Source organism: Streptomyces sp. Sge12 (assembly GCF_002080455.1).
GTDB lineage: Bacteria > Actinomycetota > Actinomycetes > Streptomycetales > Streptomycetaceae > Streptomyces.
This window is the reverse complement of the sequence record NZ_CP020555.1, coordinates 3713370-3727567: the sequence shown is the minus strand read 5'-3', so window position 1 is coordinate 3727567 and position 14198 is coordinate 3713370. Positions and strand designations below refer to the sequence as shown.

The following is a 14198-nucleotide window of genomic DNA, read 5'->3' as shown; positions in this document are numbered from 1 at the left end:
CAGGACCTGACCGCAATGGTCCGTAGCGTGTGTCGTGTCGGAGGGAGCAGCCCCCGGCGGTACGGCTCCAGCAGAAGGCGGTCAGGTCATGGCTCAGATTTCCACCGAGGTCCTCGGCGACGAGCGCGGCACGCTCCTCGCCTTCGTCGAGGCCCAGCGCACGGCGATCCGCGAATCGCTCCTCGGGCTCAGTGAGGAGCAGGCCGCGAGCCGGCCCAGCGTCAGCGAGCTCACCCTGTCCGGGCTGCTCAAGCACGTGGCCGAGTGCGAACTGAGCTGGCTGCGGATGGCCCAGCAGCGGCCGAACGAGCTGGGGCGCACCGAGGAGACCTGGGCCGAGGCCTTCCGGCTGGTCGAAGGTGAGTCCGTCCCGTCGGTGCTGGCCTTCTGGGACGACGTCGCGGAGCAGACGGCGGCCTTCGTCGCCGAGGTCCCGAGCCTGGACGCCACCTTCCCACTGCCGCCGGCGCCGTGGTTCCCCGAGAACGGCAAGGTCTCGATCCGCTGGATGCTCCTGCACCTGGTGGAGGAGTTCGCCCGGCACGCGGGCCACGCCGACATCGTGCGGGAGTCCCTGGACGGCACCCGCGCCATGGGGTGAGCGGGGGTGAGTAGCCTGGCCCCATGTCAGCGATCCGGCTTCTTGTCCTCGGTGCGGTCCGCCAGCACGGGCGGGCCCACGGGTACCAGGTACGCAACGACCTGGAGTACTGGGGCGCCCACGAGTGGTCGAACACGAAGCCCGGATCGATCTACCACGCGCTGAAGCAGATGGCGAAGCAGGGCGTCCTGCACGCGCACGAGGTGGCGCCGAGCGCGGCGGGCGGCCCGCCGCGCACCGAGTACGAGGTGACGGACGCCGGCCGCGAGGAGTACTTCCGGCTGCTGCGCGAGGCCCTCGCCGCCTACGACCAGAAGACGGACGTGCTGTCGGCGGCGATCGGCTTCATGGTCGATCTGCCGCGGGCGGAGGTGCTCGCGCTGCTCCGGGAGCGGATGGCGAAGCTGGCGCTGTGGCGGTCGTCGGTGACGGAGTACTACACGCCGGAGGGCGGCCCGGAGTCGCTGGGGCACATCGGCGAGATCATGCACATGTGGGTCCACTCCGCGGATGCCGAGGCGGAGTGGACGCGGGGGCTGGTCGCCCGGATCGAGGGGGGCGCGTACTCCTTCGCGGGCGAGGGCGGTGATCCGTTCGTGGGGGTCCTCGCGGACGGCCAGGAGAATCCGTACGCCGCGCGACAGGATGCGTAATCAAGTTTGACTAGCCCAAGACCGGGCATTACCTTGGGCGGCCCAGCTACTCAAATTTGACTAATGAGGGAGCGGTTTTGGCGATCTTCGCCGAAGGTGTCCACAAGCGGTACGGCGACAAGTCCGCACTGGCGGGCCTCGACCTGGAGGTGAAGCCCGGCACGGTGCAGGCCGTGCTCGGCCCCAACGGCGCCGGAAAGACCACGGCCGTGCGCATCATGAGCACCCTGCTGCGGCACGACGAGGGCGTGGTCCGGGTCGCCGGCCACGACGTACGCACCCAGGCCCCGGCCGTCCGGGCCCGGATCGGGCTGCTCGGCCAGCACGCGGCGCTCGACGAGGGGCTGGGCGGGCGGCAGAACCTGGAGATGTTCGGCCGCCTGAACCACCTCGGCGCCCGCCGGGCCGGCCTGCGCGCCGACGAACTGCTGGACCGCTTCGGCCTCGCCGACACCGGCCGGCGGCCCGTGAAGCAGTACAGCGGCGGGATGCGGCGCCGGCTCGACCTCGCGGCCTCCCTGATCACCGAGCCGGAGGTGCTCTTCCTGGACGAGCCCACCACCGGGCTCGACCCCCGCGGCCGCACCGAGGTGTGGAGCGCGGTCCGCTCGCTGGTCGGCGGCGGCACGACCGTCCTGCTGACCACGCAGTACCTGGAGGAGGCCGACCAACTGGCCGACCGCATCACGCTGATCGACGGGGGGCGGGTGGCGGCCGAGGGCACGGCCGACGAGCTGAAGTCCCTCGTCGGGGCCGACCGGATCGTCGTCGTCCTGCGGGACGCGGCCCGGCTCGCGCAGGCGGCGCGGCTGCTGCCGGATCCGGCCGTGGACCCGGACTCCGCGACCCTGAGCTTCCCGGTGGAGGACCGGATGGCGGGCCTGGCCCTGACCCTGCGCGTGCTGGAGGAGGCGGGCATCGAGGCGGCGGACCTCGCCGTCCGCCGCCCCACGCTCGACGAGGTCTTCCTGCACCTGACCGACCGTACGGACGCCGCGGAGGTGGCCGCATGACTGCGCACACGACCATGACCGCGCGCACCGGCCCGGGCGTGCCCTGGGTGATCCAGGACTCCTGGACGATGACCCGGCGCGAGCTCGCGCACTGGGCGCGCCAGCCGGTCCAGATGCTCGTCGGCCTGGTCTTCCCGGTGATGCTGCTGCTGATGTTCGGCTTCCTGGTCGGGGGCGGGCGCGGGATCGACGGCGAGTACGTCGAGTTCCTGGTGCCCGGGATGCTCGCGCTGACCATGGCCTTCGGGCTGGAGTCGACGATGACCGCGGTCACCCAGGACCTGGGCAAGGGGGTGATCGACCGGTTCCGCGCCATGCCGATGTCCTCGGCCGCGGTGCTGGTCGGCCGCAGCGCGGCGGACATGCTCCAGTCGGCGGTGGGCCTCGCCGTCCTCGCGGGCGTCGGCCTGCTGCTGGGCTGGCGCTGGCACGGCTCCCCGGCGGCCGTGCTGCTGGCCTTCGCGCTGCTCCTGCTGCTGCGCTTCGCGATGCTGTGGATCGGCATCTGCCTGGGCATGGTCGCGGGCCGTCCGGAGCTGGTGCAGGCGGTGCAGATCCTGGTGTGGCCGGTGGGCTTCCTCTCCAACGCGTTCGCCACGCCGGAGGCGATGCCGGGCTGGCTGGGGGCGGTGGTGGAATGGAACCCGATGTCGGCGACGGCCACTGCGGTCCGCGACCTGTTCGGCAATCCGGCGGCGGCCGGGCCGTCGTGGGCCGCCGACCATGCCGCGCTGCTCGCCGTGGGCTGGCCGGTGCTGCTGCTGGCGGTCTTCTTCCCGCTGGCGGTGGCGAGGTTCCGGGCCCTGAGCAAGTAGCGGCCGCAGCACCCGTGCGACGGGACCCCGCGAAGGGGCCCGAGCGGGGACTTGCACCTCACGCCGCGTGAGGGACCACAGTGAAGGGCGTACCCAACCAGAGGGCGGAAGAGATGAGTCACTCCGTGGGCCAGGTCGCCGGATTCGCCGGAGTCACGGTGCGCACCCTGCACCACTACGACGAGATCGGCCTGCTCTCCCCGAGCGGGCGCAGCAGTGCGGGACACCGGCGGTACGACGACGCCGACCTGGACCGGCTGCAGCGGATCCTGTTCTACCGGGAGCTCGGCTTCCCCCTCGACGAGGTCGCGGTCCTGCTGGACGACCCGGAAACGGATCCGCGGGAGCATCTGCGCCGGCAGCATGCCCTGCTGACCGACCGGATCGACCGGCTCCAGCAGATGGCCAAGGCCGTTGAGCACGCCATGGAGGCGAAGAAGATGGGCATCAACCTCACGCCCGAGGAGAAGTTCGAGGTCTTCGGGGACTTCGATCCCGACCAGTACGCCGCGGAGGCCGAACAGCGCTGGGGCGGCACGGACGCCTACGCCGAGTCGCAGCGCCGGGCCGCCGCCTGCACGAAGGAGGACTGGCAGCGGATCCTGGCCGAGGCCGGCGACATCAACCGGCGGCTGGCCGCGCTGATGGACGCGGGAGCGGCCGCGGAGTCCGAGGAGGCCATGGACCTGGCCGAGGAGCACCGCGGCTGGATCGACGGGAACTGCTACACCTGCTCGTACGAGATGCACACCAGCCTGGGCGAGATGTACGTGGCGGACGAGCGGTTCACGGCCACCTACGACGCCGTCCGGCCGGGGCTGGCCGTCTTCCTGCGGGACGCGATCATGGCCAACGCCGTACGCAAGGTGTAGGCGCGAAGGTCACGCATCCGACCCCCTCCGGTCCCTGGAACCGGGTGGGGGTCGTGTGCGTTGATAATTGAAACCGCTCCTTCCGCCTTACGCCCCCCCGATCCAGGAGAGCCCGGAACCCGTGTATACGCTTGCGCTCGGCCCTGAGTGGCTGTCCCCGGACTATCTGATCTCGCACTTCGGTCTGATCGGCATCCTGGTCATCGTCTTCGCCGAGTCGGGACTCTTCGCATTCCTCCCCGGCGACTCCCTGCTCTTCACGGCGGGCCTGCTGGTCGCGGACGGGCAGTACATCAAGCAGCCGCTGTGGCTGGTCTGCACCCTGATCGTGGCCGCCGCGATCATCGGTGACCAGGTCGGTTACATGATCGGCAAGTTCTTCGGGCCGAAGCTCTTCAACCGGCCGAAGTCCAAGCTCTTCAAGCGGGAGAACCTGGACAAGGCGCACGAGTTCATGGACAAGCACGGCCCCAAGGCCATCGTGCTCGCCCGCTTCGTGCCGATCATTCGTACCTTCGCCCCGATGGTCGCGGGCGCCGGCACGATGAAGTACCGCACCTTCCTCACCTACAACATCATCGGCGGCATCGGCTGGGGAGCGGGCGTCACGATCGCCGGCTACTGGCTCGGGCAGATCGAGTTCATCAAGACCAACGTCGAGTCGATCCTGGTGGGCATCGTCCTGCTGTCGGTCGTCCCGGTGGTCTTCGAGGTGCTGAAGGCCCGCAAGGAGAGCAAGGCGAACGCCGGCGCCGAGTCGGCCGCGGCTCCCGCCGCCGACGGCTCCGGCCCGCAGGCCCCCGGCGCGCGCGGCCGGCACGCCAAGCGCTGAGCCGCCCGCGCCGCCCCGCCCCGTAAGCACCCCGCACGCCCGTACCGCCCCGGAGGCCCACGAGAGGCCCCGGGGCGTACGTGTGCCCGCGGCGGGGCCCGCGTACGGGGCCTGCGCGGGCCCGAGGTCCCGCGGGGGCCTCAGAAGCCGCGGGTCCGCTTCGCCGCACGGCGCTTGGCGGCGCTCGCGGCCCCCGGGATGCGCATGAACAGCCGGGAGGCCTCCGACCCGAGGTTCACGCCGATCGCGATGGCCAGCGCGATGGCCGCGGCGTTCACCAGCGAGCCCAGGCCCTCGTTCAGCCGGTCCTCCGCGATCAGCAGCAGCCCGTAGTACGTCGCCGAGCCGGGCAGCAGCGGGCCGATGGCGGCGGTCACGTACGGCAGGGCGGACGCGAAGCGGTAGCGGGAGAAGAGCTGCCCGAACAGGCCGACCAGCCCGGCGGCGATGGCCGTGGAGGGTACGGGCGGGATGCCCCCCGCGTAGTGCAGGGCCCCGAAGGTGACCCAGGCGACCGCGCCGTTGAGCGTCACGATCACCACCGTGGAGCGTTCCTGCTGGAGCAGGATCGCGAAGGTGAACACCAGCACCATCGAGGCGGCGATCTGGATCAGCGGCCGCTGCTGGATCTCCAGGACCTCCTCCGGCCGCGGCGAGGCGTCGAACTGCAAGCCGACGTAGAGCACCACCAGCACGCCCATGATGATGCCGATGAAGAGGTACATGACCTCCAGCAGCCGGGCCGACGCGGTGATGTAGTAGCCGGTCAGGCCGTCCTGCACGGCCGCCACCAGGGCCCGTCCCGGCAGCAGGGCGAACAGCCCACCGGTGATCACCGCGGAGGCCTTGACGTCGATGGCGGTCATGTTCAGGGCCACCCCGATCGCGGCGGGCGGCATCGCGGCGACCACGAACTGGTAGAACTCGGGCAGTCCGCGGCCGGCGCACAGCCAGGCCAGGCGGTCGCCGAGGATCGCACCGATCGCGGCGGCGAAGAAGACGAGGACCCCACCGCCGACCAGGGTGGAGGCGGCGCCGGCGAGCAGTCCGGCGGAGGCGGTGAGCATCCAGCCGGGGTACGGGTGCCGGTTGCGGCGGATCTCGGCGAGGCGCCGGTAGGCCTCCTCCAGCGACACGTCGATCTCGTGCGCGCTGATGTCGTCCACGAGCCGGAACACGGCCGCGAGCCGGTTGTAGTCGGTGCCGCGGCGGCGCACGGTGCGGCTGGCCGAGACCGGGTCGCCCACCAGCGAGGGGTGGTGGGTGATCGACAGCATGGTGAAGGTGACGGTCGGCTCGCAGCGGTCCAGCCCGTAGGAGCGGGCCACGGCGAACATCGCGGCCTCCACGTCCTCGGCGCCCTCACCGCCCGCGAGCAGCAGCTCGCCGATGCGCAGGGTCAGGTCGAGCACGCGGCCCACGGCGGGACCCGCCTCGCTCTGCCTCTGGACCAGCTCCGGCACGGGCCGGATGTCGACCGGCATGCGCAGCATCGTGCGCATCCGGTCCTGCCAGGGCGATTCCTTCATCCGTACGACGGGGAAACCCTGGCCGGGCGTGTAGGCGAGCGGGGACTGCGAGGCCCGGTAGGTGGCGGGGGTGGCGAAGGCGGACCCCTCGGGCTCCGGCTGCGCCGGTTCGGTGCCCGCCGGAAGAGCGAATTCGGAGGTGGGCTGGTCCTCCTCCGGAGCCTCCGGCTCCATCCCGGGCGGCGGCGTGAAGGCGCTGTGCGCCTCGTCGGACTGGGGCTTCCTGTCCTCTGCCCCGTCGGCCTCCGCCACGCGTCCTCCAGTCCGTGATCACCGTGGGTATCAGTATGCGGAATCGTTTCCTCCCGCCGCATACCCAGACCGGCCCCGCCCTCCCGTGCACACGACGACGGGCGGCATCCCCCGAGGGGATACCGCCCGCCATGTCATCAGGGGCGCGGGGGAGTCCCCCGGCCCGCTACCGCCGAGCGCGAGCTCAGTGGTGGCCGCCCTGCGCCTCCAGGCGCTTGTACGAGGCCTCGATCTCGGCCTCGGCCTCGGTGCGGCCGACCCAGTTCGCGCCCTCGACCGACTTGCCCGGCTCCAGGTCCTTGTAGACCTCGAAGAAGTGCTGGATCTCCAGGCGGTCGAACTCGGAGACGTGGTGGATGTCGCGCAGGTGCTCGACACGCGGGTCGGAGGCCGGCACGCAGAGCAGCTTGTCGTCGCCGCCCGCCTCGTCCGTCATGCGGAACATGCCGATGGCGCGGCACTTGATCAGGCAGCCCGGGAAGGTCGGCTCGTCAAGGATGACCAGCGCGTCCAGCGGGTCGCCGTCCTCGCCGAGGGTGTTCTCGACGAAGCCGTAGTCGGCCGGGTAGCTGGTCGAGGTGAAGAGGCGACGGTCCAGACGGATCCGGCCGGTCTCGTGGTCCACCTCGTACTTGTTCCGCGAACCCTTGGGGATCTCGATGGTGACGTCGAACTCCACGTCCTGCTCCTCCATGATCAGCTGCATTGCTTCGAGACTGCGTTGATTGCACCGCGTGCGCGTCCGGCCCAGCCCTGCCGGGTGGGGTGCCATGCTCGCGGCAAGACGCAGTGGTTAAGTGTCCCTCACGCATATGTGTGATCGCGAAAGGGGCTGGTCCGAGGTGCCATTGGACAAGACGTGGCAGCTCATCGCGGGTTCGGCCGTCGCCGGCCTGGCCCTGTCGGTGGCAGCGGTGGCCGCCGCCGGTCCTTGGGACTCCGGCCAGCGTAAGGCCGAGCGGGACAGCGCCGCCTCCTGGGGCCGTACGGGTGGCGCAGATCACGGCGACGGACCCGGTTCCGGGCGCCTGCCGCAGGCCGCGCCCAGCGCCCCCGGGGTGCTCGGCGGAATCGGCCCCGGGGTCCCGCGCGCACAGTCGGCGCCCGCCGCACCCGCCTCCGCCGGGGGCCTGGCCGCCGCGCTGAAGCCGCTGCTCGCCGATCCGGCGCTCGGCACCGTCCGTACCGCGTCCGTGGTCGACACGGCCACCGGGCAGGTCCTCTACGAGTCCGGGGCGCGGGACGCCATGACCCCCGCCTCCACCGTCAAGATCGTCACCGCCGCGGCCGTGCTGGCCGCCCTCGGGCCCGAGCACCGGATCAGGACCACGGTCGCCCCCGGCGCCGCCCCGGGGCAGATCGTCCTCGTCGGCGGCGGCGACCCCTCGCTCACCGCGAAGAAGAAGAGCCCCGCGGGATCCGGCGGCAGCCTCGTCGCCCTCGCCGCCGACACCGCGCAGGCCCTCAAGGCGGCCGGCACCGACACGGTGACCCTCGGATACGACGACAGCCTCTACACCGGCCCCGTCCGCCACCCGATCGGCGTCAACCCCAACATCGCTCCGGTGACCGCCCTGGCGGCCGACGAGGGCCGCCCCGACGACTCCACCTCCGGGCCCGTGGACCGGGCCGAGGACCCCTCCCGGGACGCCGCACGCACCTTCCGCACCCTGCTGGCCGACCGCGGCATCACGGTCACCGGCGAACCGGCCCGGGCCAAGGCCGCCACCGGCGTCCAGCCGCTGGCCGTCACCCTGTCCACCCCGATCGCCGGCCTGGTCGAGCGGATGCTCACCAACAGCGACAACGACATCGCCGAGGCCCTCGCCCGGCAGACCGCCCTCGCCTCCGGCCGCCCCGCGAGCTTCGAGGGCGCCGAGAAGGCCGTCACCGACCGGCTCACCGCCCTCGGCGTCGACACCGCCGGCTCCCGCTTCGCCGACGGCAGCGGCCTGGGCCGCGCCGACAAGGTCAGCGCCGGCCTGCTCACCGGGCTCCTCGCCAAGGCCGCCGACCCGCAGCGCCCCGAGCTGCGGCCGGTCCTCACCGGACTGCCCGTCGCCGGATTCACCGGAACCCTGAAGGCCCGCAACGCCGGCAGCTCACCGGCCGCCGGACTGCTCCGGGCCAAGACCGGCACCCTGACCGGGGTCAACTCCCTCGCCGGCACCGTGGTCGACCCCTCCGGCCGACTGCTCGCCTTCGCCTTCCTGACGGCGAACAGCCCCGGCGCCGAGGGCGCCGAGAAGGCCCTCGACAAGCTGGCCGCCGCCGTCGCGACCGCCTCCTAGGGGGTCCGCAAGAGGGCCGGTCCACGTACGGTTGACGCATGACGAGCATCGGTGGTGCGGAGATGGTCGACTGGAACCTCGCGGTGGCGACCGCGACCCGGCTGGTACGACCCGGCCCGGAGGTCACCCGGGACGAGGCGCGGGCCGTCGTGGCGGAGCTGCGCAGGCACGCCAGGACCTCGGAACGGCACGTGCGCGAGTTCACCCGGATGATCCCGGAGGGGACGGCCGTCCCCGATACGCCCGTCCTGGTGGTCGACCGGGCCGGCTGGGTCAAGGCCAACGTCGCGGGCTTCCGCGAGCTGCTCCAGCCGCTCCTCGGCAAGATGCAGGAACGCCGCGCGGGCGCCCCCGGCGGAGCCGTCCTCGGCGCGGTCGGCGGCAAGGTCACCGGCGTCGAGCTGGGCATGCTGCTCAGCTTCCTGGCCTCCCGGGTCCTGGGCCAGTACGAGACCTTCGCGCCGGTCTCCCGCGACCTGCCGGCCTCGGCCGCGGGCGGCCGGCTGCTGCTGGTCGCGCCCAACATCGTGCACGTCGAGCGCGAGCTGGAGGTGGACCCGCACGACTTCCGGCTGTGGGTGTGCCTGCACGAGGAGACGCACCGTACACAGTTCACGGCTGTCCCGTGGCTGCGCGCCCACCTCGAAGGCGAAATCCAGACGTTCCTGGGCGCCACCGACGTGGACCCCGGCACCGTCCTGGAGCGCATCCGTGAGGCCGCCCAGTCCTTCGCCGGCGCCCGCCCGGACGCCGAGAGCGGGGACGAGGGCCGCTCCTTCGTCGAGCTCGTGCAGACGCCCGAGCAGCGCGAGATCCTGGCCCGGCTCACCGCCGTCATGTCCCTGCTGGAGGGCCACGCCGACTTCGTCATGGACGGGGTCGGCCCCCAGGTGGTGCCCTCGGTCGCCGAGATCCGCGAGAAGTTCCAGCAGCGCAGGGCCAGCGGCGCCGGCCGGCTCGACTCCGCCCTGCGCAAGCTGCTGGGCCTCGACGCCAAGCTGCGCCAGTACCGCGACGGCGAGCGGTTCGTGCGCGCCGTCGTCGGCCAGGTCGGCATGGACGGCTTCAACCGGGTGTGGACCTCCCCGAACACTCTGCCGACCAAGGCGGAGATCGCCAGGCCCGCCGACTGGGTCGCCCGGGTGCACAGCAAGGGGAGCGAACAGAGCGAAGCGGAGTGACACAGGGGGCGTAAACATGTCTCACTGGGGGAAGCAGCGTCACCCGTCCGAGGGACCGTGAGCCGTGGAAGGGCGTGCGATGCTCGGGGAACGGCTCGGTTCTGTCACCATCGACGCACTCTGAGTGACATCCTCCCGTTCCGCGGGGGCAGCCGGGCAGCAGCACCCAGCACACCACCCCAACGCCTCCGAGGCATCCGAACTCCATCGAAGGGCACCGGACATGGGTCCCCATCCTGCGGTCGCGGCGATACGCCTGGCGGTCCGCCGCGTACTCCACGACGTCCTCACCGACCTCACCGATCACCCGGGCGCTCCCCCCGCCCCCCGCACCGCCGGGAGCTCCCTGCCGCTCGTCCTCGTCGCCTGCTCCGGCGGCGCCGACTCCATGGCCCTCGCCTCGGCCCTCGCCTTCGAGGCCCCCAAACTCGGCATCCGGGCCGGCGGCATCACCGTCGACCACGGCCTCCAGCCCGGCTCCGACCTGCGCGCCGCCGAGGTCGTCACCCGCATGACCGCGCTCCGCCTCGACCCGGTGGAGTCCGTCGCCGTGCGCGTCGGCCGCGACGGCGGACCCGAGGCCGCCGCCCGCGACGCCCGCTACGGGGCCCTGGACGAAGCCGCGGACCGGCTCGGCGCAGCCGCCGTACTGCTCGGCCACACCCGGGACGATCAAGCCGAAACCGTCCTGCTGGGCCTGGCCCGCGGCTCCGGCATCCGCTCGCTCTCCGGCATGCCCGAGGTCTCCGGCGGCCCCGGCGGCCCCGGCACCGCGGGCCGCACCAACCGCTACCGCCGGCCCTTCCTCCAGATCGACCGGCAGACCGCCCGCAAGGCCTGCATGGTCCAGTCCCTCCCCGTCTGGGACGACCCGCACAACATCGACCCCGCCTACACCCGCTCCCGGCTGCGCCACGAGGGACTGCCCGCCCTCGAGAAGGCGCTCGGCAAGGGAGTCGTCGAGGCACTCGCCCGCACCGCGCAGCTCTCCCGGGACGACGCCGACGCCCTGGACGCCTGGGCCGCCGAGGCGGAGACCGGCGTGCGCGACGCCGACGGGCGCCTGGAGTGCGCCAAGCTCTACGCCCTGCCCCCGGCCGTCCGGCGCCGTGTGCTGCGCAGGGCCGTGGTCGCCGCCGGGTCTCCCGCGGGCTCCCTCTTCGCCCGCCACATCGAAGAAGTCGACCGCCTCATCACCGGATGGCGCGGTCAGGGCGCCATCAACCTGCCCGGCCGGGTCGAGGCCCAGCGGCAGGGTGGCAGACTTGTCATTCGGCAGGGCTGATTGGTGCTGAAACACGGCTGAGTCCTCCGGGGTCGCCCCCGGAGCCCCGGCCGACAACGAAAGTGATGCGGGTGGACGAGAAGGACATGGGCAGCGACCTCCAGTCGGTGCTCATCACCAAGGAAGAGATCGACGCGAAGCTGGCCGAGCTGGCCGCGAAGATCGACGCGGAGTACGCGGGCAAGGACCTGCTCATCGTCGGTGTGCTCAAGGGCGCGGTGATGGTGATGGCGGACCTGGCGCGTGCCTTGTCCACCCCCCTCACCATGGACTGGATGGCGGTGTCCTCGTACGGCGCCGGGACCCAGTCCTCCGGCGTGGTGCGGATCCTCAAGGACCTGGACACCGACATCAAGGACAAGCACGTCCTGATCGTCGAGGACATCATCGACTCGGGCCTGACGCTGTCCTGGCTGCTGTCGAACCTGGGCTCGCGCCAGCCGGCCTCCCTGGAGGTCGTCACCCTGCTGCGCAAGCCCGAGGCGGCGAAGGTCGCGATCGACGTGAAGTGGGTCGGCTTCGACATCCCGAACGAGTTCGTCGTGGGCTACGGCCTCGACTACGCGGAGAAGTACCGCAACCTGCCGTTCGTCGGCACCCTCGCCCCGCACGTCTACGGCGGCTGATCCAGCTCCCGTCCCCTGGAACCCCGGCAGTCCTGCGGGGAACCTGGGGGCGATTCCCGCCGTTGGAGCAGGGGAAGGCGGGTCTGTCAGCCGTCCCATGAGGCCGCGGGTGACAATACAGGGGTACATTCCGAAGAACAGTCTTTACTCACAGCAGCATTTACCTACGGGCAGGAGGGACGGGGCGCCTGGCGCCCCGTATGGATGGACGTGAAGCGATACTTCCGTGGGCCGGTCATGTGGATCGTGCTGGCCGTCCTCGCCGTGGTCGTGTTGATGAATGTCGTCGGCTCCGGCGGCGGCTACAAGACGGTGGACACCAGCGAGGTCATCAAGGCGATCAACAGCGGCCAGGTGCAGAGCGCCGAGCTCACCACCGGCGACAGCCAGATGATCAAGGTCGAGCTGAAGAAGGACCAGAAGCTCGGCGACAACTCCGGCACCAAGTTCCAGGCCAACTACATCGGAGACCAGGGCGTTCAGCTCGCGGACAATCTCCAGAAGAAGTACGAAGCCGGCCAGATCCCCGACGGCTACAAGGTCGCGCCGGACAAGACCAGCCCGTTCCTGAGCGTGCTGCTCTCTCTCCTGCCCTTCGTCCTCATCGTCGTTGTCTTCCTGTTCCTGATGAACCAGATGCAGGGTGGCGGCTCCCGGGTCATGAACTTCGGGAAGTCCAAGGCCAAGCTCATCACCAAGGACACCCCGAAGACGACGTTCGCCGATGTCGCGGGCTCGGACGAGGCCGTCGAGGAACTCCACGAGATCAAGGAGTTCCTCCAGGAGCCGGCGAAGTTCCAGGCCGTCGGCGCCAAGATCCCCAAGGGTGTGCTGCTCTACGGCCCGCCCGGCACCGGTAAGACCCTGCTCGCGCGTGCCGTCGCGGGCGAGGCCGGTGTCCCCTTCTACTCGATCTCCGGTTCCGACTTCGTCGAGATGTTCGTCGGTGTCGGTGCCTCGCGTGTCCGCGACCTGTTCGAGCAGGCCAAGGCCAACGCGCCGGCGATCGTCTTCGTCGACGAGATCGACGCCGTCGGCCGGCACCGCGGTGCCGGCCTCGGCGGCGGTCACGACGAGCGCGAGCAGACCCTCAACCAGCTGCTCGTCGAGATGGACGGATTCGACGTGAAGGGCGGCGTCATCCTGATCGCCGCCACGAACCGCCCGGACATCCTCGACCCGGCCCTCCTGCGCCCCGGCCGCTTCGACCGTCAGATCGCGGTCGACCGTCCGGACATGCAGGGCCGTCTGGAGATCCTCAAGGTCCACCAGAAGGGCAAGCCGGTCGCCCCGGACGTCGACCTGGGCGCGGTCGCCCGTCGCACGCCCGGCTTCACCGGTGCCGATCTCTCCAACGTCCTGAACGAGGCCGCGCTGCTCACGGCCCGCTCGGACAAGAAGCTGATCGACAACCACTCGCTGGACGAGGCCATCGACCGCGTCGTGGCGGGCCCGCAGAAGCGGACCCGGATCATGTCGGACCGGGAAAAGAAGATCACCGCGTACCACGAGGGCGGACACGCCCTGGTCGCGGCGGCCTCCCCGAACTCCGACCCGGTCCACAAGATCACGATCCTGTCCCGCGGCCGGGCCCTGGGTTACACCATGGTCCTGCCCGACGAGGACAAGTACTCGACCACGCGCAACGAGATGCTCGACCAGCTGGCGTACATGCTGGGCGGGCGCGCGGCCGAGGAGCTGGTCTTCCACGACCCGACCACCGGTGCGGCGAACGACATCGAGAAGGCCACCGCCACGGCACGGGCCATGGTCACGCAGTACGGCATGACCGAGCGCCTCGGAGCGATCAAGTTCGGCGGCGACAACACCGAGCCGTTCCTGGGCCGCGAGATGTCGCACCCGCGGGACTACTCGGAAGAGGTCGCGGCGCTGGTCGACGAAGAGGTCAAGAAGCTCATCGAGACCGCGCACAACGAGGCCTGGGAGATCCTCGTCGAGAACCGTGACGTTCTCGACAACCTGGTCCTCGCGCTGCTGGAGAAGGAGACGCTGAACAAGGAGCAGATCGCCGAGATCTTCTCGACGATCGTGAAGCGTCCGGCCCGCCCCGCGTGGACCGGCTCCTCCCGCCGCACCCCCTCCACCCGCCCGCCGGTGCTCTCTCCCAAGGAGCTCCAGCTGACGAACTCGGCGAACGGCACGTCCGCCGTGTCGGTGGAGAAGGCCCCCGAGGCCTCGCCGGAGGAGCTCACGGACTAGTCCGCGAGCCCGTCCACCCGGAATGGAA

Annotated in this window: 12 protein-coding genes and 1 pseudogene; 11 read left to right on the top strand and 2 right to left on the bottom strand. The window is 71.2% G+C overall.

The window, feature by feature from the left end:
* Window positions 1–88: 88 nt before the first annotated feature.
* The 6 genes and pseudogenes from B6R96_RS16490 to B6R96_RS16465 all read left to right on the top strand — a co-directional run.
* Window positions 89–601, top strand: coding sequence for a DinB family protein (locus B6R96_RS16490; RefSeq protein WP_081522807.1), 513 nt, complete (start codon window positions 89–91; stop codon window positions 599–601).
* A gap of 23 nt (window positions 602–624) precedes the next feature.
* Complete coding sequence (locus tag B6R96_RS16485; RefSeq protein ID WP_053175756.1) at window positions 625–1254, top strand: PadR family transcriptional regulator; 630 nt, start codon at window positions 625–627, stop codon at window positions 1252–1254.
* A 77-nt stretch (window positions 1255–1331) separates the two neighbouring features.
* On the top strand, window positions 1332–2267 hold the full coding sequence (locus B6R96_RS16480) for an ATP-binding cassette domain-containing protein (RefSeq protein ID WP_053701083.1): 936 nt from the start codon (window positions 1332–1334) through the stop codon (window positions 2265–2267).
* Window positions 2264–3082, top strand: a complete 819-nt coding sequence (locus B6R96_RS16475) for an ABC transporter permease (RefSeq protein ID WP_081522806.1) — start codon at window positions 2264–2266, stop codon at window positions 3080–3082. Before B6R96_RS16480 ends, B6R96_RS16475 begins: the two co-directional genes overlap by 4 nt.
* Before the next feature lie 113 nt (window positions 3083–3195).
* Window positions 3196–3954 carry a MerR family transcriptional regulator gene (locus B6R96_RS16470; protein ID WP_081522805.1) on the top strand — a complete coding sequence of 253 codons (759 nt, stop codon included), beginning with the start codon at window positions 3196–3198 and terminating at the stop codon, window positions 3952–3954.
* Between the two features lie 121 nt (window positions 3955–4075).
* Window positions 4076–4750: pseudogene (locus tag B6R96_RS16465) on the top strand (VTT domain-containing protein); the annotation flags it as partial.
* Between the two features lie 176 nt (window positions 4751–4926).
* Here the strand turns inward: B6R96_RS16465 and B6R96_RS16460 are convergent.
* The gene (locus tag B6R96_RS16460) at window positions 4927–6567 is read right to left on the bottom strand and encodes a threonine/serine ThrE exporter family protein (protein WP_081522803.1); all 1641 of its coding nucleotides are present in this window, start codon (window positions 6565–6567) and stop codon (window positions 4927–4929) included.
* A gap of 184 nt (window positions 6568–6751) precedes the next feature.
* The gene (locus B6R96_RS16455) at window positions 6752–7246 is read right to left on the bottom strand and encodes an inorganic diphosphatase (protein WP_008742522.1); all 495 of its coding nucleotides are present in this window, start codon (window positions 7244–7246) and stop codon (window positions 6752–6754) included.
* A 133-nt stretch (window positions 7247–7379) separates the two neighbouring features.
* On the opposite strand from B6R96_RS16455, the gene dacB reads away from it, so the two are divergent.
* The 5 genes from dacB (at window position 7380) to ftsH (ending at window position 14170) form a co-directional block, all read left to right on the top strand.
* Window positions 7380–8858 (top strand): D-alanyl-D-alanine carboxypeptidase/D-alanyl-D-alanine endopeptidase, encoded by a 1479-nt coding sequence (gene dacB, locus B6R96_RS16450; protein WP_081522802.1) that lies wholly within the window; start codon window positions 7380–7382, stop codon window positions 8856–8858.
* Window positions 8859–8896: 38 nt separating this feature from the next.
* Window positions 8897–10039 carry a zinc-dependent metalloprotease gene (locus tag B6R96_RS16445; RefSeq protein ID WP_081522801.1) on the top strand — a complete coding sequence of 381 codons (1143 nt, stop codon included), beginning with the start codon at window positions 8897–8899 and terminating at the stop codon, window positions 10037–10039.
* 223 nt (window positions 10040–10262) lie between these two features.
* Entirely contained in the window at window positions 10263–11324 is a 1062-nt protein-coding gene (gene tilS / locus B6R96_RS16440; RefSeq protein ID WP_053175781.1) for a tRNA lysidine(34) synthetase TilS, read from the top strand.
* 65 nt (window positions 11325–11389) lie between these two features.
* Entirely contained in the window at window positions 11390–11950 is a 561-nt protein-coding gene (gene hpt / locus B6R96_RS16435; protein WP_030228417.1) for a hypoxanthine phosphoribosyltransferase, read from the top strand.
* A gap of 204 nt (window positions 11951–12154) precedes the next feature.
* A complete protein-coding gene (gene ftsH / locus B6R96_RS16430) occupies window positions 12155–14170 on the top strand; it encodes an ATP-dependent zinc metalloprotease FtsH (RefSeq protein ID WP_030383561.1) in 2016 nt (671 codons plus the stop codon).
* Window positions 14171–14198: the final 28 nt, after the last annotated feature.